General features: G+C 43.9%; 21 protein-coding genes. 10 read left to right on the top strand and 11 right to left on the bottom strand.

What is annotated here, in order from left to right; genetic code table 11:
• Nucleotides 1–9 precede the first annotated feature (9 nt).
• Entirely contained in the window at nucleotides 10–408 is a 399-nt protein-coding gene (locus IX91_RS21100; protein WP_004745116.1) for an OsmC family protein, read from the top strand.
• 60 nt (nucleotides 409–468) lie between these two features.
• The gene (gene yddG / locus IX91_RS21095) at nucleotides 469–1,371 is read left to right on the top strand and encodes an aromatic amino acid DMT transporter YddG (RefSeq protein WP_004745118.1); all 903 of its coding nucleotides are present in this window, start codon (nucleotides 469–471) and stop codon (nucleotides 1,369–1,371) included.
• Between the two features lie 8 nt (nucleotides 1,372–1,379).
• Here the strand turns inward: yddG and IX91_RS21090 are convergent, their stop codons facing one another.
• Nucleotides 1,380–1,856, bottom strand: coding sequence for a L,D-transpeptidase family protein (locus IX91_RS21090; protein WP_004745120.1), 477 nt, complete (start codon nucleotides 1,854–1,856; stop codon nucleotides 1,380–1,382).
• A gap of 277 nt (nucleotides 1,857–2,133) precedes the next feature.
• Between IX91_RS21090 and IX91_RS21085 the strand changes: the two genes are divergently transcribed.
• Together IX91_RS21085 and IX91_RS21080 are read left to right on the top strand one after the other, a co-directional pair.
• Complete coding sequence (locus IX91_RS21085) at nucleotides 2,134–4,257, top strand: sensor domain-containing diguanylate cyclase (protein ID WP_004745121.1); 2,124 nt, start codon at nucleotides 2,134–2,136, stop codon at nucleotides 4,255–4,257.
• A 487-nt stretch (nucleotides 4,258–4,744) separates the two neighbouring features.
• Nucleotides 4,745–5,371: a porin family protein gene (locus IX91_RS21080; protein WP_004745123.1), complete on the top strand. Its 627-nt coding sequence runs from the start codon at nucleotides 4,745–4,747 to the stop codon at nucleotides 5,369–5,371.
• Between the two features lie 73 nt (nucleotides 5,372–5,444).
• Here IX91_RS21080 and IX91_RS21075 read toward each other — a convergent pair whose 3' ends face one another.
• Genes IX91_RS21075 through IX91_RS21050 form a run of 6 tightly spaced genes read right to left on the bottom strand, consistent with a single transcriptional unit; the run spans nucleotide 5,445 to nucleotide 12,279 of the window.
• The gene (locus IX91_RS21075; protein WP_004745128.1) at nucleotides 5,445–7,076 is read right to left on the bottom strand and encodes a BatD family protein; all 1,632 of its coding nucleotides are present in this window, start codon (nucleotides 7,074–7,076) and stop codon (nucleotides 5,445–5,447) included.
• Nucleotides 7,076–8,959 (bottom strand): vWA domain-containing protein, encoded by a 1,884-nt coding sequence (locus IX91_RS21070; RefSeq protein WP_041944796.1) that lies wholly within the window; start codon nucleotides 8,957–8,959, stop codon nucleotides 7,076–7,078. Before IX91_RS21070 ends, IX91_RS21075 begins: the two co-directional genes overlap by 1 nt.
• A complete protein-coding gene (locus IX91_RS21065; RefSeq protein ID WP_004745485.1) occupies nucleotides 8,952–9,923 on the bottom strand; it encodes a vWA domain-containing protein in 972 nt (323 codons plus the stop codon). The genes IX91_RS21070 and IX91_RS21065 overlap by 8 nt, the downstream gene beginning before the upstream one ends.
• Entirely contained in the window at nucleotides 9,916–10,392 is a 477-nt protein-coding gene (locus IX91_RS21060; RefSeq protein WP_004745484.1) for a DUF4381 domain-containing protein, read from the bottom strand. Before IX91_RS21060 ends, IX91_RS21065 begins: the two co-directional genes overlap by 8 nt.
• Before the next feature lie 2 nt (nucleotides 10,393–10,394).
• Entirely contained in the window at nucleotides 10,395–11,312 is a 918-nt protein-coding gene (locus IX91_RS21055; RefSeq protein WP_004745483.1) for a DUF58 domain-containing protein, read from the bottom strand.
• A 10-nt stretch (nucleotides 11,313–11,322) separates the two neighbouring features.
• Nucleotides 11,323–12,279: an AAA family ATPase gene (locus IX91_RS21050; RefSeq protein WP_004745482.1), complete on the bottom strand. Its 957-nt coding sequence runs from the start codon at nucleotides 12,277–12,279 to the stop codon at nucleotides 11,323–11,325.
• A 362-nt stretch (nucleotides 12,280–12,641) separates the two neighbouring features.
• Here IX91_RS21050 and IX91_RS21045 point away from each other — a divergent pair, with 362 nt between their 5' ends.
• From IX91_RS21045 to IX91_RS26965, 3 genes are all read left to right on the top strand, one after another.
• A complete protein-coding gene (locus tag IX91_RS21045; RefSeq protein WP_004745481.1) occupies nucleotides 12,642–14,555 on the top strand; it encodes a methyl-accepting chemotaxis protein in 1,914 nt (637 codons plus the stop codon).
• Nucleotides 14,556–14,632: 77 nt separating this feature from the next.
• Nucleotides 14,633–14,833 carry a hypothetical protein gene (locus IX91_RS21040; RefSeq protein ID WP_004745480.1) on the top strand — a complete coding sequence of 67 codons (201 nt, stop codon included), beginning with the start codon at nucleotides 14,633–14,635 and terminating at the stop codon, nucleotides 14,831–14,833.
• A gap of 85 nt (nucleotides 14,834–14,918) precedes the next feature.
• The gene (locus IX91_RS26965; RefSeq protein ID WP_004745479.1) at nucleotides 14,919–15,044 is read left to right on the top strand and encodes a hypothetical protein; all 126 of its coding nucleotides are present in this window, start codon (nucleotides 14,919–14,921) and stop codon (nucleotides 15,042–15,044) included.
• A gap of 70 nt (nucleotides 15,045–15,114) precedes the next feature.
• Here IX91_RS26965 and IX91_RS21030 read toward each other — a convergent pair whose 3' ends face one another.
• Nucleotides 15,115–15,936 carry a crotonase/enoyl-CoA hydratase family protein gene (locus IX91_RS21030; RefSeq protein ID WP_004745478.1) on the bottom strand — a complete coding sequence of 274 codons (822 nt, stop codon included), beginning with the start codon at nucleotides 15,934–15,936 and terminating at the stop codon, nucleotides 15,115–15,117.
• A 248-nt stretch (nucleotides 15,937–16,184) separates the two neighbouring features.
• Between IX91_RS21030 and IX91_RS21025 the strand changes: the two genes are divergently transcribed.
• Nucleotides 16,185–17,108 (top strand): LysR family transcriptional regulator, encoded by a 924-nt coding sequence (locus tag IX91_RS21025; protein WP_004745477.1) that lies wholly within the window; start codon nucleotides 16,185–16,187, stop codon nucleotides 17,106–17,108.
• Between the two features lie 59 nt (nucleotides 17,109–17,167).
• Here IX91_RS21025 and IX91_RS21020 read toward each other — a convergent pair whose 3' ends face one another.
• Complete coding sequence (locus IX91_RS21020; protein WP_004745476.1) at nucleotides 17,168–17,482, bottom strand: hypothetical protein; 315 nt, start codon at nucleotides 17,480–17,482, stop codon at nucleotides 17,168–17,170.
• Nucleotides 17,483–17,719: 237 nt separating this feature from the next.
• Nucleotides 17,720–18,100: a winged helix-turn-helix transcriptional regulator gene (locus IX91_RS21015; protein WP_004745475.1), complete on the bottom strand. Its 381-nt coding sequence runs from the start codon at nucleotides 18,098–18,100 to the stop codon at nucleotides 17,720–17,722.
• A gap of 150 nt (nucleotides 18,101–18,250) precedes the next feature.
• Here IX91_RS21015 and IX91_RS21010 point away from each other — a divergent pair, with 150 nt between their 5' ends.
• A complete protein-coding gene (locus IX91_RS21010; RefSeq protein ID WP_004745473.1) occupies nucleotides 18,251–18,793 on the top strand; it encodes a nuclear transport factor 2 family protein in 543 nt (180 codons plus the stop codon).
• A gap of 68 nt (nucleotides 18,794–18,861) precedes the next feature.
• On the opposite strand, the gene IX91_RS21005 is transcribed toward IX91_RS21010, so the two are convergent.
• A complete protein-coding gene (locus IX91_RS21005; protein WP_004745472.1) occupies nucleotides 18,862–19,536 on the bottom strand; it encodes a DUF1826 domain-containing protein in 675 nt (224 codons plus the stop codon).
• 429 nt (nucleotides 19,537–19,965) lie between these two features.
• Here IX91_RS21005 and IX91_RS21000 point away from each other — a divergent pair, with 429 nt between their 5' ends.
• Nucleotides 19,966–20,940 (top strand): DUF1852 domain-containing protein, encoded by a 975-nt coding sequence (locus IX91_RS21000; protein ID WP_004745470.1) that lies wholly within the window; start codon nucleotides 19,966–19,968, stop codon nucleotides 20,938–20,940.
• Nucleotides 20,941–20,962 lie beyond the last annotated feature (22 nt).

Genomic DNA, 20,962 nt, shown 5'->3' with positions numbered 1-20,962 from the left:
GAGAATCAGATGCAAGCGGAAGTAAAGTGGATTGAAGAATTCAAGTTTCTAGGACAATCGCAATCAGGGCATTCTATCGTGATGGATGGCAATGGCGGTGCTACTGCTCCTAGCCCGATGGAAATGGTTTTGATGGCAGCGGGTGGCTGTAGTTCAGTTGATGTTGTCGATGGCCTAAAAGAAGCGGGTCAAGTAGTGACTGCCTGTAACGCAAAACTGACCACAGAGCGCCGTGAAACAGCACCGCGAATCTTCACACAAGTGAATATTCATTTTGAAGTGTCGGGCGAAAACCTTTCTCCAGAAGTGGTGGCAAAGGTTGCTGCTGACTCTTTAGAGAAATATTGCTCTGTGTGTCTAATGCTAGGTAAAGGCATTGAAATGACGCACAGTTGGGAAATTATCTAAATCCCGTTTTGCTGCTTAAGCCGAGCGCTAAGCTCGGCTTTTTTGTTTGAGAAAATCAAAATGTTCAACAGTTCTCATAAATTCACCATCGCTGGCGTTGCCGCTATTCTTCTTTGGAGTAGTGTGATGGGCTTTGCTAGAGCGGTGACTGAAATGCTAGGTCCAATTGGCGGGGCTGCATCGATCTATACGGTCGCGTCACTATTTCTCATCATGGTGATGGGTGTACCGAAAGTACGTAACTACTCGTTGCGTTATGTGCTGATTGGTGGCGGATTGTTTGTTGCTTATGAGATTTGTCTCGCGTTAGCACTGGCAATGGCTAACTCGCGCCAACAAGCCATTGAAATGTTGGTGATTAACTATTTATGGCCTGCGTTGACCGTTCTACTGGCGGTGATAACAAGCGGTAAGAAAACCAGTGTTTGGGTGTACCCAAGTATTGCTCTGGCTTTCTTTGGGGTTGCTTGGAGTATCACTGGCGATCAAGGTCTTTCAATGGCCCAAATTGCGGCGAATGTGGCGACTAACCCAGCAACCTATACTATGGCCTTTGTTGGCGCGTTTTTATGGGCAATCTACTGTAATTTAACCAAGCGTATTTCGAACGGGCAGAATGCCATTACGTTGTTCTTCATCATGACGGCGATAACGCTGTGGATTAAGTATGTGTTAAGCAGTGAGACAGGAATGACGCTTAATCTTGAATCAGGTGGGTTGCTACTGATTTCAGGAATCGCCATGGGGAGCGGTTATGCGCTTTGGAATTATGCCATTATTGGTGGAAATATGGTGTTGCTTGCGACGCTCTCTTATTTCACACCAGTTCTCTCAACGGTGATTTCGTCCTTTATTCTTGGACTAGTACTGACCCAGAGTTTCCTACAAGGTGTGGTGATGGTCACTATCGGATCTTTGATGTGCTGGTGGGTGACCAGAGAAAAAGCTCAGCGCGCCGAGTAGGCTTAGCTTTACCAAGAAATCTCAATGGGTGTGCCAGGAGCGACCAGTTTTAGTAATTCGTCCATTTCTTGATTGCTAATAGCAATGCAGCCATCTGTCCAGTCAAAACTTTGCACATAGTTGGCTGGACGAGTTTCTCCATTTTTTAAACCATGAATCTTAATGTTGCCACCTGGGTCTAAGCTCAACGAGCTCGCATAGGCGATATCTCTCGCATTTGGATAACTGATATGGATAGAGCGGTGAAACTCGGAGTCTTCAATGATGAAGTCTAGGTAGTATCGACCTTCAGGTGTGCGTTGATCACCTTCATGAATTTTGTGCCCTTTAGGACGCTTGCCAAGAGCAATACGAAACTCCTTAACGACTTGATTATTGTCGATTAAGTACATCCGTCTTTTCGACTTATCGACCTTAACTAAGTCAACCTCAGCAAATGCTGGAAAGCACAGGCTAACGCCCAGTATGTAAAGCCATTTTGCCAAAAGAATCGTCCTTTTCCTTTCATCTTTTACTAGTGTAAATCACATCGTATAGGCTTGGCATCTCATCATTTCAAACTATTACCCGAAAGTTGGGCTGTAACGAAAATGAAATTTATGGAAACAAGATCATACAAAATGCAGTAGGTATCATAGTTGGATAACTTGGTTGGAGCTATTTGCGAGTCACTTAACAACCGCCTGCAAATATAATTGATTGCCTACCCCTAGCTGATACGTTTTATCCGTATAGCAATAATAATATATTCAGGCTAGGGTTATGCTTCCACGAGTGCTTCTCAAAGATATTTTGTCGGCTAGAAATCAACGGTTTCTGGCTAACTCCTTGTTTCAATATTTGGACGAGTTGGTCGAGCCTGAAAGCATTGGTGTGTTTGCAGAGCGATCTAGTGAATCCGGTCAGAAATTCCTATTTAAACGTGGCATACCAACTACGATTGCCTCCTATCCGGAAACATTTTGGGCATGGGTATCTCAGTTTGATACTTCAGATGGTCTGATTCCTTTAGCCATGAACACTTGTCAGTGGGAATACACCGAGATAATGGACAAAGACAGCTATGTCTTTATGCTCGATAACCATCCAGAAATGCGCACCTATCTCATCATTGAAGGCCTAAAAGTCGAAAGGCTTAATGAACTTAACCAAACGCTTCATTTAGATTCCTTACAAGTCATCGCATCACGTTGGCAATGTGTACGTGCAGAGACTGAAGCCGCCAAAGAGTTTAAGCAACGTGATATCAAAGAAGCGAAGTATTTAGATGTGATTAAGCAGCGAGAGTTGTTTATCGACAACATGAAGCTTGTACAAGAGGTGGCGGTAGAGATTTCCAATCCAGCCAATTTAGATGAACTGTATCGTTTAGCGGTAGAAGTCATCCGGGACAAGTTAGGATTCGACCGAGCGGTGTTTATGCTGCTCGACATCAAAAAGCGTTGCTTTAGTGGCACTTATGGGACGGATGAAGAGGGCAAAACCGTCAGTGAGCATCATACCCAGTATGATCTCCATCAGCTTGAGGAAACCTACATTGATGCCTTACTTGAAGGTAAAGAGAATCTAGTCATCGTAGAGGAAGCGCCTTTATATACGGCGGGAAGTGTCGTGGGGCAAGGTTGGAATGGAATGCTTATCTTACGTGATGGTGATGAAACCATTGGCTGGATTGCGATGGACAACTACATCAACCGTACTCCTATCACTTCCTATCAGCGCCAAATGCTAGAGTCGTTTGGCTCTTTACTCTCACAGATTTACATTCGCAAACGTCAAGAGCAAAACGTACGTATGCTCCATGCCAGCATGGTTGAGCTCTCTCGTTGCATGACAGTGAGTGAAGTTTGTAAGTCGGCGGTGACGTTCGCCATTAATCGTTTAGGAATCGATCGCTTTGCCGTGTTTCTCACAGACAAAGATTGCACTCATATGCAAGGTACTTGGGGAACAGACATTCGCGGTAATATCGTTGATGAATCTTACTACCGGTCTGAAACTGTAGATCGCTCAATTGTCAAAGCGGCTCAAACCAATCCAAATGAAGTGGTATTTGAAGAATCAGTGCCTATTTATCACGATTTTCATATTGTTGGTTTCGGCTGGACTGCGATGACAATGCTAGTCAATAACAGTGGTGAACCTATCGCTTTTATCGCGGCTGACAATCTGATCAAGCGTTCTCCTTTGACTCACCAGTTGCGGGAAGTGATTCGCATGTTCTCTTCCAACTTAACTGAAGTACTGCTGCGAACGCGAGCGCAAGAGGCCATCCACGAGCTTAATGACAACCTTGAGCGAGAGGTAAAAGCGCGAACTAGAGAGTTACAGAAAGCCAATGAGCAGCTCGAAAGGATGGCCAAGCTTGACCCGCTGACGCGACTGGGCAACCGTCGAATGTTGGAGTCATTGCTAGAAGAGATCTGTTTTGAATGCTGTGATAAACCCAATTACTACGGTTTGATCCTTGTCGATATCGACCACTTTGGCCTGTACAACAATCAGTATGGTCATATGCAGGGCGATATTGCTTTGATGCGGATAGGTAGTATCTTGCAAAGTTACGCTCAATCGGAGCGAGAAGTGTTCTGCCGTATTGGTGGAGAGGAGTTTGCGTTATTAGTTTCCAGCCATGAGCCGGAAAAAGTTCACCGCCTGTCAGAGAGCATTCGCGATAGAATTGAGCAAGAAAACATCGCTCATGAGCAAAGTACGGTACACAAGTCACTCACAGTCTCTATCGGTTACTCGGTCATGGAGCTCAATCAAAGCGAGTTTAGCTTCGATAAGCTTTACCATTCGGCAGACCGATCACTGTACGAGGCTAAAAACAAAGGACGTAATCAGGTTGCTGGAACAGTCTCCACACTTGAAAGCATCAGCTAACCTCTTAATGTTCGGAACAACTCAAAGCATACAATCACAGTATATGGTTACTGACTTGCTTGAGAATTATCCATTCTTCCAATCATGAGCGTTCGAGTTAGGTACCTTGTAATACCATTTGTGTTTCATTTTTTTAATTGGTTTGATGTGAATCATTCTCAAAGCTTATAGTATCGTGCTCACTGATAAATAACTACACCTTTCCATTTCTATCCTTCATTTCTTATATTTTTTCGATATTAAACCCTCCAATTTCCGTGGAAAATGCGGCCAAATTCTGTTTTTGGACATTGTTTAGTGTGATTTTTAGAGTTTTAACGCTAATAATTTGTCGGGTTTATCGTTTGCTTTTTTCGATGATTATTTTAATAAAACACCGTTTTTTAGTTTGACAAAGATTTAAATGTCTCTATAGTGCGACATCGAACTAAGGCGAGGGAACGCTAACTATTGATAACTTTTATTTAATACTTAGAAGGTAATGAAAATGAAAAAGGTTCTTTCTGTAGCAGCAGTAGCACTAGCTCTTTCAGCAACAGCAGTACAAGCTCATGAAGGTCTGTACGTTGGCGGTAACTTCCAAATGGGTAACTTCGACTTAAAGGTGCCTAGTGCCGCACCACAAGACTTCCAAAATATGGTTGGTGGAAAGTATTCAGCAGCTACGCTGAATCTTGTTGCGGGATATGATTTTAACCAGTATTTCGCAGTAGAAGGTCGTTTAGGTATTCCTTCTTCATCTGAAACAACAACACAAGGTTACAAAGGTGGGGTACTAGAAATTGAAGGTAAACCGCAAACTTCATATGCAGTATTTGGTAAAGGTACTCTTCCGATTACAGATATGTTTAGTGTGTACGCTCTTGCAGGTGTTGGTTCTTCTCCATACAAAGTAGATGTTACGGCTACGTACCAGACTCAATCTGACAAGGCTGAAAACAAATTTGATGATGTTAGCCTACAATACGCAGCAGGTGTAGAAGTGAACTTCACTCCACAAATCGCCATGACAGCAGAGTACGGTATGTACGGCTACGGCAAGAAGAAAATTGAAGATCAAGAATTCAAATACGACACGACTGCTTTTAATATCGGTCTAAAATACAAGTTCTAATTTAGCTTGCTGAAAAATATTTGTCTTTAATAGAAAGCCGCTTGGTTAAGCGGCTTTTTTACGTTTGAATCAATTATAAAGGTGGCAGCTGGTCTTTATGTCGACTTGAACCAGTTCGTTTTTTTGCTTGTTTTATCAGCGCGATAAGCTCGCTTGATTGCCAGTTTTGACTAGAGTTTGAGTATTGACTTTGGTTCATCTCAGCGACTTGTTTATCTATCTTCTGCTTAAGATCAGAGCTGATAAAGGAGTGCTCATCTAACCAAGTTCTCACTAAAAAGCTGGCTTTGACTTTGTCATCTGCTTTTAGAGCGTTAATAAGCCTATCTGCTGTAGTGCTTGTTTGCGGCACTTGAGTATTAATTTGAGGTGACTTTTGACGCTTTCTAAGTAAAAGCACAAAAGTCGCTAACCACAAAACAGCAAAAGTCGCAGTGAGATAAGGCCAGTAACCGGCATCATAAAGCGTAAGGGTTTTGGTTGTTGGTTGAGGCGTAGCAGGTGAACTGATTGGCTCATTATTCAGTGCAGAAGCCGGGGCGACATCAAGACTTAATCCGCTCAAAACGGACTCTTGGGCAGAACTGTCGTTGCTGTTCCACCAGTTTAGCTTGATATCGTTAAGCTTAACCTCACCTTCTTGCTCGGCGATAATAACTTGCTTGATGGTCATGCGTGTAACGCCATTCGATAATTCACTGAACTTTGGCTTCTCTTGATACACCCTAACAGAGCGTGGGTAATTCACCTTAATTTCAGGAAAACGCTCAGCGGCTAGACCTTGAATATCAAGGTTTATTTCACGAGTGATGGACTCTCCAACGCGAGTTGAGTACTTGGTAAAAGGATCAATTTGATCGCCATTTGAATCTTGCCATTGCTGCGACAGTGAAAGTGATGCTGCAGGAAGCCATTTACCTTTGTAATCAGCGGGGATTGGCTTTACCTTAATTGTGAACTGTTTGGCAGGGGTATTGGCGGATACCAGTTTAGTGGTCCCAGTGCGGTCGTCGCCATAAACTACGCTGCCTTTAAATCCGATTCCACTCAACGTGAACTCTCCGGCAGCATCGGCAGTGACGCGATAACTTTGATCCAATACCGTCACTTCAACGCCGTCTAGCACACTTTGGTACTGTTTTGGCTCGCCTAGCGCTACAAGCGAAATCCCTTGTGCCTTTGGCGGAATAACACTTGGATTCTGTAGACGACGAGGATCCGCTTTAACGATTAATCTCGTTGTCAGTGTCGCGCTTTCATTTGGGTAGAGCTGAGACTTGCTCAACTGGCTTTGTACCTCAATCAAGTCGCTAATTTTGGGCTCGTTACTATCTACAGATACTTGGATTTCAATTGGTTTTGAAGATGCGCCATCTAGAGTGAAAGCGGGGATAGTTGCAACACCGAGACGCTGGGGCGCGAGCGTTATGTTCCATTCACTTCGAGTAGAACGATCGCCGTTAATGATATTAACTGAACTACCAAAACTCGGGCGACCTAGATAAAAATCTTGCTCAAGCGAGCTAAAATCTAGCGCGTCCGATGACACCTTTTTATCCACCACAATGCGAAGTTGAAACACTTCATTCTTGACCACTTTGTTTTTACTTACCGTGGCCAACACGTTAGTTGCCAAAGCCAGCGGGCTGACTAAAGTGACTAGCAGAGCAAATAGGGCAACAGTCAGTCTATTTTGCTTGTTCATTACCATTTCTTACCTGTATCTTGTGGAGGCTGTTTTTGTTGAGCTTGAAGAATCATTTGCGCGCGCAATAGGCGGCTTGGATCGCGTGCGCTTTCTACTTGCTGTAGTTTTCTAAGCTCAGGTTCAATAGGTTGCTGATTGTCATCGGTTGATGTTAAAGCGGATGACTCAGGCTGCTGCGATTGCGATTCATCACTAAACTGCTCATTCAGACTCGATGAGTCGCTCTTATGTTCCGATTTCTGCTCAGAGTCTTTAGACCGCTCATCTGAACCTTGCTTAGAGGGTTTGTTTTGTTCGGACTCCTTTCCCTCATTAGATTGCTGCTTCGCCTCGGATTGCGCATCATCCGAACTGTCATCACTTGATTGAGCGTTTTCTTGATTGGAAGATTGTGACTGCTGAGAGTCATTTTTTTGTTGACTCTGATTGTCGCTCGAATCACCTTGTTGCTGTTGCTGTTGCTGTTGCTGTTGCTGTTGCTGTTGCTGTTGCTGTTGCTGTTGCTGTTGCTGTTGCTGTTGCTGTTGCTGTTGCTGTTGCTGTTGCTGTTGCTGCGCTTGGCGCACGACATCAAGATTGTGCTTAGCGTCTTGGTTGTTCGGGTCTTGTTGAAGAATCGATTGGTAGAGCTCAACAGCTTTCTCAAACTGGCGGTTTTGTGCATAGGCATTTGCCAAGTTATAGCGTCCTTCCGCACTTGTCGTCTCTTTTAAAGACTCAATAGCACCTGCAAAATCTTGTGCTTGGTACTTTGCTATCCCTTTCCAATCTGGTTGACTAAATAGCTCAGCAGCCTTGCCGTACTCTTTGTTCTGAAAATACTGCATAGCTTGTTGGTCATCATTAAGCCAAGGGTTTGCCATAACAGGCTTAGGAGACAGGAATGGCATTAACAATAATGTTGCACTAAAAAATAGCCCTTTGCGGAACATCAATAGAGCGGGAACAATCAGCAGAGGTAAAAGCCAATACCCTTGGTTGACTTGGTCAGTAATCGTTTGTTCTTTGCTTACGCTGCCTGTTGAGTCGATGTGCGATGTGATTTGCGAGATCTTCTCAACATCTTGATTGGTAATTTGAATTGGAACGAAATAACCATTGGTCGAGTTGGCAAGCGCTCTCATATTGTCAAAGTTAGAATTTGCCACTACCGGCTGACCATTGTCTTTCGTCATCAATGTACCGTCTTCAAGTTTGATAGGAGCGCCCGCGCGCGAGCCGATACCTAGAACAACCAAGCGCCAAGAAGAGTTTTGTAGCAGGTTTTCCACTTCGCTGCGTTCTTTGTCGTCGATGTCATCCGCAACGAGAACAATATCGCCTTTGGCTAGGCCAATATTGGTCATCATCTCAATCGCAAGTTTTACTCCCGATGCAGCATTCGCACCGGGGTAGGGCATAAGTTCAGGTGCAAGGTTCGGGATCAGGTTTGCGATAGTTTTTGAGTCGCTAGTCATAGGGCTAATGCGATAAGCGTCACCTGCATAGGCGACCAATCCAGTGCTGCCTTCCTGCCAACTGGCAAGTAGGTCAGATACTTTATATCTTGCTTGGGTTAGTCGATTTGGCTTAATGTCTGTCGCATACATCGACATCGACATATCCATCACGACAACGCGAGCCGTCGTGTTAGCAAAACTTGGTCGTTCTTGCTTACTAAAACTTGGTCCTGCGAGTGCAACAATGGCAATAAATCCACTGATGGCAATAGTGTTTAGCGTCAGTCTGCTTACATGTTTAGCTTGGATGCCTATCGCTTTGGCTAAGTGCGGAGCAATAAGAGTTTGCGAACGATTTCGTTTAAACAGCCAGACAACAATGCCTATCCAAGGCACTAGAGCGAGCAACCACATAGGGTAGAGGAAAAGAAAGCTAGACATGATTCCTCCTGATGATGAGTAGTAGAGAAAAGGCCAACAGGGCTATGGTCAGGGGCAGACTAAACCACTCCGTTTGCGGTCGCCAAGTTTGAGTTGCAGTAGTGACTGGTTCTAGGTGGTTTATCGTGTCGTAGATGGTTGCCAACTCTTCTGCATTGCGAGCTCGGAAGTATTGGCCTCCGGTGATGTTGGCAATTTCCTTGAGGGTTTTCTCATCAAGGTCTTGGGCCGTGTTTACTTTACGAGTCATAAAGAACTCTTTGACCATCATCTCTCCAGCTCCAACGCCTATGGTGTAGATAGTCGCGTTATATTTTTTAGCAATTTGTGCGGCTTCAATGGGGTCAAGTACACCCGATGTGTTGCTACCATCGCTGAGCAAAACCATCACTCTTTGCGGGGCATCGCTGTCGATAAACGTTTTTGTTGCTAATCCGATACCTTCGCCAATCGCAGTTTTGTCGCCGATAAGTCTTAATACTAACGAGTTTACCTGCTCAGAAATGGTATTACGGTCAAGCGTTAAAGGGGTTTGTAGGTATGCATGGTCAGCAAAGAGCACCACGCCAAGTCGGTCTCCCTTGCGCTGCTTGGCAAACTCACTCACTACATGTTTAACCGCGCTTAGGCGGTCAATATAGTCGCCTTGACCATCTTTCATATCCTTTTGACTCATAGAGTATGAAAGATCAAGTACCAGCATAAGATCTCTGTGCTTTGGCGATGTCGTAACGGGTTCACCGTACCATACAGGTCGCGCGAATGCCGTAACAAGAGTAAGCCATACCAAACAAGTGAGCAGCTTAGGCAAGCGATTGTTTGGGACAGTATTGCTTGCTGACGCTGGTAGATAGGGCAGTTGGATTGGTGCTGTTGATTTCGTCGCTGGCACCAAAAAGTAAATCAATAGTGGTAATGGCAAGAGCAAAAATGCCCACCACCAGACGAAGCTAATATTAGCCACGTGAGTGACCCCTTCTTTTCTTCGGTGGTAATGCTTGGCTTACCCATTCACTGCAATCCAGTATCAACTCTGCAGAATTTGCAATAGGTTGCTTGCTATACAATGCTTGCTGCCAGGCTTCATAGTTGTCGCTGAAACGCGGAGTGGCCAATTGGCTGTCGAGAAACAGATACCAATCTTTCCCAGTTAACTGGGCAATCTCTTCTCGAGGGAAGTAACACAGTGCGGCTTGTCTAACCAACTCAATTGCTTCAGATGGTTTTTGATCTTGAGCGAGCAGACGTAAGGCAGTCTTCTTAGGCGCTAGGCGTTTTTTGTTCCATCTAATTATCAACCAAGTTGCTAAGGTTAGCGTTAGCATGCCACCAATCAGAGCCCACCATCCCCAAGCGAGTGGTAACCACGCTGGTGGCTCCGGTAAATGCATAGGGTTTAAAGGTAAAAGTGATGTTTGAGTCTCAGAGCTCATAGTTAAAATCCATGTAATTGTTGAGTCAAAGCAGCATCGCTAGAGAGCGAAGAGAAACTGATGCCCATCCTTAGGGCCATGTGTTGTAGTTGAGTCTGCTGCTGTTCGAACGCCTGTTCTATGCCGAGGCGTGTCTTGTTAGAAGAAAAATCAAGCCAGCGAGTTTGTTGCTTATTGGAGACTTGCTCAGTGCCACGATAAGCGGTTTGCCCTCGTTCTAGCGGGTCATAAATCTGAATCATTCGAACGCGATTGTGCTGGCTTAGGCGGCTAAGTTTGGACTCATGAGTTTGGGTGAATCGAGAAAAATCGCTCAAGAGTATGATCTCGCTACCTTTAGGGCAAACACGCGCGAGCGATTGCAAGGCATGACTCACATCATAATCTGACTCTTTTTTTACAGATAACCGTTGTTGATGCAAATTCACCAGAGACTGAGTTAAAGCCAGCGCCCCTTTATTTCGCGACGTTGGTTTGAGCTCAATGAGTTGGTGCCCCGTATCGATCACCGCGCCAATCCTGTCTTGCTGAGCGACACTAAGCCAAGCGATCAAACTTGCCATATGAGCCATCTGCACAGACTTCAGCATTAAGGTAGAACCAAATAACATAGAGGCGGATAAGTCGAGATAGAGCATGATTGGCTTTTCACGCTCTTCAGAAAACAGCTTAGTATGCGGCTTTCCGGTACGAGCAGTGACGCGCCAATCGATAGCACGAATATCGTCGCCTGCTTGATATTGACGCACCTCGCTAAAATCCATACCGCGGCCTAGCTGTCTGCTTTGGTGTTGACCAAGCATCTGTGACCATAAACTCTTGGCAGGTGGGAGCCATTTAACACATTGCTGCTTGTAGTAAAGCAACTCATCCAGTGTTAGGTCTACGCCATCGCTATAGGGAGGCAAAGCATTTTGCATATCCACGAGCCTAAGCACTACCAACGAGCGAGAGTAACTTATTGATGACTTGATTCGGGTGAATACCTTCCGCTTGCGCTTGATAGCTGAGTAACAGCCTATGACGCAAAACGGGAAACGCCATAGCTTGTACATCTTCAGGTGAGACAAAGTCTCGACCGTTTAACCAAGCGTGAGCGCGAGCGCAGCGGTCGAGAGCAATCGTTGCGCGTGGGCTGACTCCCATCTCAAGCCACTGATTCAATGAATCATCGTACTGGCTCGGGTTTCGGGTTGCCATAACCAAACGAATGATATATTGCTCGATCGATTCTGCCATATGAATGTCTAGCACCGATTGGCGGGCTGCAAAGATGTCGGCTTGAGAAAGGGTTGGAGGTGTAATGCCCAAATCGCCTTTCGCTTCACCTCTATTCAGGCGCAGAATCTCTAACTCACTCTCGGCGTCAGGGTAGCTTACATCTAGGTGGATTAAGAATCTGTCTAATTGAGCTTCTGGTAGAGGGTAAGTACCTTCTTGCTCTATTGGGTTTTGTGTCGCCATAACCAAAAACAGCTCTGGAAGTTTGTAGGTATTGCGACCGGCTGTAATTTGTTTCTCAGCCATTGCTTCAAGCATGGCCGCTTGAACTTTTGCAGGAGCACGGTTGATCTCATCAGCTAAGACCAATGAGTTAAAAATAGGCCCGGATTGAAAGGTAAACTCGCCAGTTTCTGGGCGAAAGATGTCGGTTCCGGTCAGATCTGCTGGAAGTAGGTCGGGTGTAAACTGGATTCGATGGAAATCGCCTTCGATGCAATCTGCTAAGGATTTAACCGCGCGCGTTTTTGCTAATCCAGGAGGACCTTCGACTAAAATATGACCGTCAGCGAGCAATGCAACAAGCAGTTGGTTCACCAGTTCGCTCTGACCAATGATTTGGCTATTTAGGTATTCGCGCAATTGTTGTAGAGCGTGTGAATTCATGATCTTGTTTCTCCTCATTTTTTCACTTAGTAGCTCGCGAGATTAAAAAGTTCCACTGGAGATAAAGGTAATTTATCTGGTTGATGAAAATGCCATCAACGTAGTTTGATTGAACTTAAACAAATTCCTTAATTTCAGTTAGTTAAAATATGGGGACGAAATTCTCAAATCCAACTTTTCAATATTGAAATCTTACCTCGCATGAACTGTTTTTAGAGGGTGAATAAAAACTATTCATCTGGTGATTAATTCGTAAAGAAAATTGTCAATTAGCCGATATACTAAGCTAATTGGAGTCATAGCTCTTTTCGTAAGCGCTTTGCCAATCTATCAATAAACAATTGCTTTTTAAGGCAGGTATAATGAAATTGAACTCAATTAGCATAAAACAGAAAGTGGTCGCAGGGATCACCTTCGCTGTTTTAGCATCGACCATTATTGTTGGAGTGATGGCTCAGCGCCAAGCTCGCGAAGTACTTGAGCACCGACTGATTGATATTGAGCTGCCTTCAATGCTCGAACAGATCAGTAGCCAGATTGATAACGAGGTTAGCCAACTATTACTGGCCGCTAAGCAACTTGCCAACAATGAGTTTATTAAAGAAGCGATAAACACCACAAATATCGCTCCTGAAGACGAAGCTCGTTTGATTAAGCAACTGAACAATGTGCGTTCCCAATATGACCTAAACGACGCGTCGGTCGCCAATAGAGATACTGCTTACTATTGGAACCAGAATGGATTCTTACGTCAGTTGAATCAACAGCAAGATGGTTGGTTCTTTGGCTTTACGCAATCAGGCAATGAGACTTCGGTCAGTATTTTCCAAGAGGCAAATGGTGATGTGAAAATGTTCACGAACTACCAAGTGTTAAATGGTATGTCGATGTCTGGTTTGTCTAAGTCTATGGACGACATGGTTGGACTCTTGAACGGCTTTAAGATTGAAGATACTGGATTTGTATTTCTATCTGACGCTCAAGGAACTGTGCAGATTCATCGTGACAGTAGTAAATCAAAATCGACGTTAGCAAAACTTTTTGGTGGTGAATCATCAACGCTATTGGGTAAATCAAGCTTTAACCTGATTAGTACCGACTATGAGGGGCAAAACGTGTTTGTTGCTAGTACCTATGTCCCTTCTATGGATTGGTTTGTGGTTGGCGTTGTCCCAGTCGATGAGGTCTTTGCTGATCTGAATGCTGTTGCAAAGCAAATGATGTTTACCACCATCATCGTTGCCGGTCTTTTCATCTTCATGGGTATCTTCCTCGCGAATAGCATTGCACGCCCTATCCGAGAGATCGCATCACGATTTGCAGACTTAGGTAAAGGTGATGGTGACTTGTCACAACGCATTGAAATAAAAGGCACAGATGAAATTGGTCAGCTTTCAGAAGGCTTTAATGGCTTTATTGAGAAAATTCATGATTCGATGAAAGAAGTCGCCTCGACAAGTAATGCCCTTCAATCTGCTGCGGATGGTGTATCGAGCAAAGCGAATACCACCCATGACAACAGTCAGATTCAGCGTGACCAAACTATCCAAGTAGTAACGGCTATCAACGAAATGGGTGCAACGATCAGTGAGATCGCGAGCAACGCTGCGACAGCTGCCGAGACAGCAAACCAAGCATCAGATAATACTGAAGTGGGTCAAAATGTCGTGAATCAAGCTAAAGATGCGATTAGCCGTCTTGCGCTTGATATCGAGAATACAGGCCAAGTTGTCGAGCAGTTAGCTTCAACAACTCAAGAGATTGGTTCTATCTTGGATGTTATTCGTGATATCTCAGAGCAAACTAACTTACTGGCACTGAATGCTGCGATTGAGGCTGCGCGAGCGGGTGAACAAGGCCGCGGATTTGCAGTGGTGGCGGATGAAGTTCGTAACCTAGCGAGCCGTACCGCAGACTCGACTGAAGAAATTCAGAAGATGATCAATCAATTGCAGAGTGATGCGAAAGATGCGGTAACCGCTATGGAAGCAGGTAAGAGTGTCACGAGCGAAGGTGTTTCAGCTTCAGATGAGGCGGTAGAGGTTCTGGTTAATATCTCAGAGCGTATTCACGACATCTCAGATCGTAATACTCAAGTTGCTACCGCGACGGAAGAACAGTCAACCGTGGTTCATACCATCAATCAGAATATTGAAGAGATCAATGCGATCAATGAAGTCACCACGGGTACAGCAGAAGAGCTAGCAGCAGCAAGTGCAGAGCTTAAAGAACTGTCTGCTCGTCTAGATACTATGGTAGGTAGCTTCAAGCTATAGCCTCTTCAGAAACTGGCATTACTGGGTCTAAGTCGGTAAACTTAGACCCAGTTTTTATTTATAGGGTAAGTGAAGTCATGAGTGATTTCGAAAAAGAGCTAGAGCAGATGTCACAAGAGATGGGCAGTGAGCCTGAAGTGGCACTACCATCGTTAGACGAGCAAAAAGCCATTGCTGCGGAGCTGAAAAAGCTTGAAGCGGAAGGCAAGCTAACACCAGAAGTACTTGAAGAGTACTTTGGTAAGTTTTACGCAAAAACAGACACGCCAATTCACTAAGACGAAAGGTCTTAAGCGTATTTATTCCAATCTCCTAAGTCGCCTCAGGCGGCTTTTTTGTTGCCTATCATTAAAAGGGTTAATCATGTTCATCTTCGTTCGTTTACTAAAGCTCGCTATTATCTGCGCGGTGTTTTTTACCATCTATGATTTTATCGCGTTTGGCGAGATCACATGGGTTGAACGTTTACTGGGAACGCTTGGCCTTTAATGGATAAAGTGACTCATTACGCTGAGCGAGATTAGGGCCGGTATGACCCTAACACGAGCGAAAGTGGTGGCTAAAATTGGCGCGGAGCGAAATCGGTTTTAGTTTGAGATTCTTGCTGGGATTGCATCTCTCTTTTAGCGGCAATAACGCGGTTTTTACCAATCATCACTTTAATTTGATACCAGGTTTCAAGGCACAGCGCCCAACCAGGGCTTGACCACCAGGTCTTGTGATAGAGTTTCTTCGTCGCTGCGATAGCATCCGGAGAGCGGTTAGCACATTCTAATGCAAGCTTATAGGCCTCATCATAAGGCTGATCTGAGATTTTCGTGACCAGACCATACTGTTGTGCCGTGTTCACATCAATTTCTTTTGCTGTCATCGCCAATTCTAAAGTGTGGTCTTGGCGCATCAACTCACGAAATGCTAGTGCACCACCCATATCGGGAATTAGTCCCCATTTTCCTTCGAGAATCGAAAACTTTGTCTTTGGGTGGGCAATTCTAAAATCTCCACCGCTAGCTAACTGTAAGCCGCCACCCCAACAGCGACCGTGGAGAGCAAAGATGACGGGGCAGGGGATGTCGCGCCAACCGACAGAGAAATACTGAGCATTATTTGCACGGGTTGGCCACCACTTAAACAACAGTTTGATAGCGCCTTTTTTATCGTGCATCAATGATTTAACGTCAAGCCCTGAGCAAAAATCGTTACCATTGGCTTTTACAATGACCGCCCTAATGTCTCTATTGCTTTTGAGCTGTTTAATGGTGCGCTTTACAGCGTTAAACATCTCCATATCAATCGCATTCATTTTATCGCTACGGTTAAGTGAAACAGTGGCAATCTTATTGTTATCTATGTCGCAGGTAACTCTCGGTTGGTCTGACATTGAACTCGCTCCTTGCTGGTCATACCAGTAATGTAGCTAGAATGTTAATGATATAAAAACGAATGGAGTCGGTTTTGGGCTTCAGGCTAGGTTTTTTATGAATATTGTCGGTGGTTTTCACTTGTACCAAGCAATACGAGCAATCGAAATCTTCATTTAATGTACTCGGTTTATGGCGTCTAAGAGCTAACTTTAGTTCTTGCTATGGTTTAGACTAAAGTATTGATTACGGTAATAAAGGTAAGTGAATGGATTTAGCGAGTAGATTGAACCTTCTTTTGGAAATATCGAGAACAGGCTCATTCGCTAAAGCAGCCGAAAAACTCAATGTTGATCGCTCGGTATTGTCAAAGCAAATCAAGCAGCTTGAAGATCACTTAGGTGTAAAACTGATAAACCGCACTACACGTTCGATGTCACTGACAAGTGTGGGTAAAAGGGTGGTCGAGCAAGCGGAAAAAGTCAGCCAAGCTTTAGAAGAAACCGTAGACATAACCCATTCATATCACAGTGAACCATCTGGGCATTTGCGGGTTTCAAGCTCCGTTTTGTTTGGTCGAGCCTATTTGCAAAAAGTTGTCGAGTGTTTTTTACAACGATTCCCGAAAGCAACCGTTGAGTTACTGCTTAGTGATGAGCTGGTGGATGTGGTCAGCGAAGGATTCGATCTTGTTTTTCGAATTGGCCCAATGAGAGACTCTTCGATGATTGCGCGCCATCTCACCGAGAACAAGTCCGCAATCATTGCATCTAAAGAGTTTGTTGAAAAATACGGGATGCCTGAAACGCCTGAAGAGCTCGCTGAGTTGCCTGGTGTGATTTATGCGAACAAACACTTTGTTGTCGATAAACTGCAGTTTGTCGATCGTGAGTCGGGACAAACGTCTGTTTATCCGATCAAGTATAGTTATCGGGTCAATGAGGCGGATTTGATACTTGCCAGTGTGAAAGCATCAATAGGATATGCTCAAATCGCTCAATTTATGCTGGCTGAAGACATGGAAGAGCAAGGTATCGTTCAACTGCTACCCGATTATACCTTGGCGTCATTTGGTGATATTCACGCAATTTATACGCATAGGAAACAGTCAATATTGGCGACATCATTTATTGAAATTACGCGAGAGGTGATTGGGACACCACCTGTATGGGAGCGTAATTTTAAATCTTGATTTGAATAAAGCAAAAGCCCGATTGAGCGTCGGGCTTTTTGACATCCATGTTTTTTTACTTAGAACGATGTTAAGTAACGTTGTTCACGTACTGCGACACCATTCTCGTCTTCAATCTCGAATGTGAATGAACGGCCATGGTCAAGTAAGTTTGCTGCCATAAACGTACCTTTCTCACCTGTGGTGAAGTATTGGGTACCGTTGCCTTTCACTTTCACTTTTACATCGCTAACGGGAGAGCCATTTTCCAGAACAGTTACGACTGCTTGGTTTTCGAATGTTTTGATTCGGATAGACTGATCTTTTGCTGGCATTGCTGAAGCCATTGTAGATGTTAATGCCGCAATAATTAGAGTTGTGATAGCTGTTTTCATAATCTTATTCCTCTGAATGCTTTTATTATGTTTTTATTAAGAACCGCTGTTCTTGGTACGGGAGAGATTATGCTTAAATTTATAAATGTGATAAACATCACAAATGTCATTTCACTGTTGCCAAAATGTCTATAATGATTGGGCTGACGAAAAGCCCCCCGAACTCTGTCGAGGGGTTTTAATTTTCTAATTTATGTAGGGTGAGGTGAGGGACATCTGCAAAGTTGCACTTAGAAATTAGTTTCTCGCATCATAAGCTTTGCGGGCGCTTTCGATCTCTTGTCTGTGGTCATCGGCCCAAGAAACTAACTGATACAGTGGCTTAACTAGCTCTCGCCCCATACTTGTTAAGCTATATTCTACTTTTACCGGAACTTCAGGATAGACCGTTCTATTCACGTAACCCTCGCGTTCTAAATCTCTTAACGTTTGAGTTAGCATCCTTTGGGATATGCCCTCAATCCGTGATTTCAATGAGTTGAACCTATCTTCTCCATCTACTAGGGAAAATAGGATGAGTAGTGACCATTTGTCACCAATTTGCGACACCACGTTACGAACAGCACACTCCTCATTGTTGTAGAAAATTCTTCTTTCTGGCTTAGCTTTAAGTGACATCTTGCTGCTCCTTTTTATTCCCAGAACTTGTCATAGGTTATCAAAATGTGCCTAGGGTAGCTTTTGGTACCTTCTTGTTGTGTAGGTTACTATTAATTACTATGGTTATCAATGTATACCTATTTGAGATGACTTCAACAGGAGTGAACTATGTTAAAGGCAATGACAACAACGATTCTTTTGCTATTAAGTACAACCGCTTACGCACAATCAACAGATAAGATAACGATCGATTTACAAAAACTGCAAAAGCCAAACTGGACAGCACAAGAGCGCGCAAATGCTGAGCTGATTACTGATTTTGTGCAAAATTTAATGAACAACCATAATTTTGATTATGTTCTTGAACATTACAACGATAGCGCTTACGTACAACACAATCGCAACCTACCTGACAAAGTGACTGGGTTGGTGGGTTTCTTACAAGAGTTTGTAGAAGAGTATCCAGACTATACGTATGACGTTAAGCACATCTATGTCGATGGCGATTATGTCATCTTCCATTCGCATGCCACACTTGACAAAGAAGATCGAGGTAACGACCAGAAAGGAATGAACATCATTGATAAATGGCGTGTTGAAGATGGTCGAATTGTAGAGCACTGGGACTCCATTCAAGCTCTGGATTTTTCAATGAGAGTGTACTCATTAATTAGTGGTGGGGATATCCAAAACTCAAATGGTGTTTTTTAATTAAGTAATCAAAGTAAACCAATAGGGGCATTGTTGGCCCCTTTTGTATACGTTTCTTAAATCGTCTTTTAACCAAAGTCGAGTGTCATTATAAATCGAGGCTTGTCTGCATCAATGGTAGGAGAGCGGTGGACTAACCCTGTCTCTTCATTGCCTTCCCAGCGACCGCCTTTAAGTAAAGCGACGTCGCCGCGATGCAGTTGTTGAACATCGGATTCGTGTTGATACAGACCGGAAAGAGAATCTGATAGGCCATTACTACCACGGCCCAGCTTTGAACGATCTAAACTCGGGTTAGCTAGCCACTCAGTTGCTGCACCATGATAGGTGGTCACAAGGCGACAAGGGACCTGGTCTACATGGAATCGCGGACACATGGCTCCGCCTAATGTGGCAAATCGCAATCCTACTTCATCCAACTCAAACAGGTAGCAGAACATATCAACAAGCTGAGCCATATCTTCCAGAAGGGCTTTTGGCGCTTCACCATTAGTCGCGTAGTCAAGAACCTCAAATGCATTTGCAGGGGAAACAGTCAAAGATTTACTAATGGTTGGATTCGCGGTCATATATTGGCTGACGGCGTTGGCAAAGCCTTGGTCGAAACGTCGTTGCCAGACGGCTATATTGACTCTGTCTTGGTAGATATCACTCAGTACAGCGGCTTGCTTGCCCAAGCTAACGCATGGAGTCTCAAATTCCGTTGTTTTTCTTAAGGTAGGCTTAGCTATAACCGCATCCATTGAAAAGTACTCCCGATATTATTGATAGCGCTGCGATTAAGATTCACAGCAAGTAAAATAATTACTTATTTTTCGAATGTTATAACATAACAATTGTTGCGGTTAAACTTAATAGCGCCGAAAAGGGGAGCGATAATAATCGCGTATGGCTTTGTCACATCAGTTTTAAGTGCTCGTGTTGGAGATGAATTTCCATCATGAGATTTGATTATGAATTTTTCTCATAATGTATTTGAAGTAAAACCATTGTTCTTAAAATGTGAATCAACGTTATAAAGGAACCTACTCTTATATCTAGACAGAATTAAGCCATTTAATCGCAGGGTTGTTGAAGGCCAAAGTTAACGGCTGACTAGAAAAATCAAAAATAAAATGTAGAGAGTAGGGAATAAATCAGCTTTCATCTAAGGAAATAGGATACAGAACGTTATGAGCAAAGAATTCACATTTAGCATCAAGAGCCTCAGCCTTGATGAGAACTACAGCCCGTCGGACAGCACACGTATTACTACTAACTTCGCTAACTTAGCGAGAGGTGAGAGTCGTCAACAGAACCTGCGTAATGCGCTTAATATGATTGATAATAATTTCAATGCCCTCGCGCATTGGGATAACCCTAATGGCGACCGCTACTCCGTTGAGCTTGAAATCGTTTCGGTAGATATGGATATAGAAGCTGGCGCTGAAAGCTTTCCTTCGATTGAAGTTTTAAAGACGTACATTGTCGATCATAAAACGAATGAGCGTATTGAAGGCATTGTCGGTAACAACTTTTCTTCTTATGTTCGTGATTACGACTTTAGCGTTTTGCTCCTTGATCACAACAAAGATAAGCCTCAATTCACCATCCCAGAAGGTTTTGGTGATCTGCATGGCAAACTATTCAAGCATTTTGTTAATTCATCAACCTACAAGCAGAACTTCAAAAAACGCCCAGTTATCTGTTTAAGCGTATCGGATAACAAGACTTATCATCGCACTGAAAACCAACACCCAGTGCTAGGTTATGAATATGAGCCAAATGAGTCTTCACTGACAGAACAGTACTTCCAGAAAATGGGTCTACAAGTTCGTTACTTCATGCCGCCAAACAGTGTTGCTCCTTTTGCGTTCTACTTCTTTGGTGATCTGCTCAACGATTACACCAATTTAGAATTGATCAGCACGATCAGCACAATGGAAACGTTCCAAAAGATCTATCGTCCAGAGATCTACAACGCGAATGCTGTTGCGGGTAAATCGTACCAACCAAGCTTGAAAAACAGCGATCACTCTGTAACACAAATTGTGTATGACCGCGAAGAACGTAGTCGATTGGCAATAGAGCAAGGTAAATTTGCTCAAGAGCATTTCATCAAGCCATACCAAACTGTGCTAGAGCAATGGTCTGCTAGCTACGCTTAATAATAATGAGAAGAAATAAAAG

Origin of the sequence: Vibrio tubiashii ATCC 19109 (genome assembly GCF_000772105.1) — a bacterium.
Classification (GTDB): domain Bacteria; phylum Pseudomonadota; class Gammaproteobacteria; order Enterobacterales; family Vibrionaceae; genus Vibrio; species Vibrio tubiashii.
This window is presented reverse-complemented; position numbering and strand designations above follow the sequence as displayed.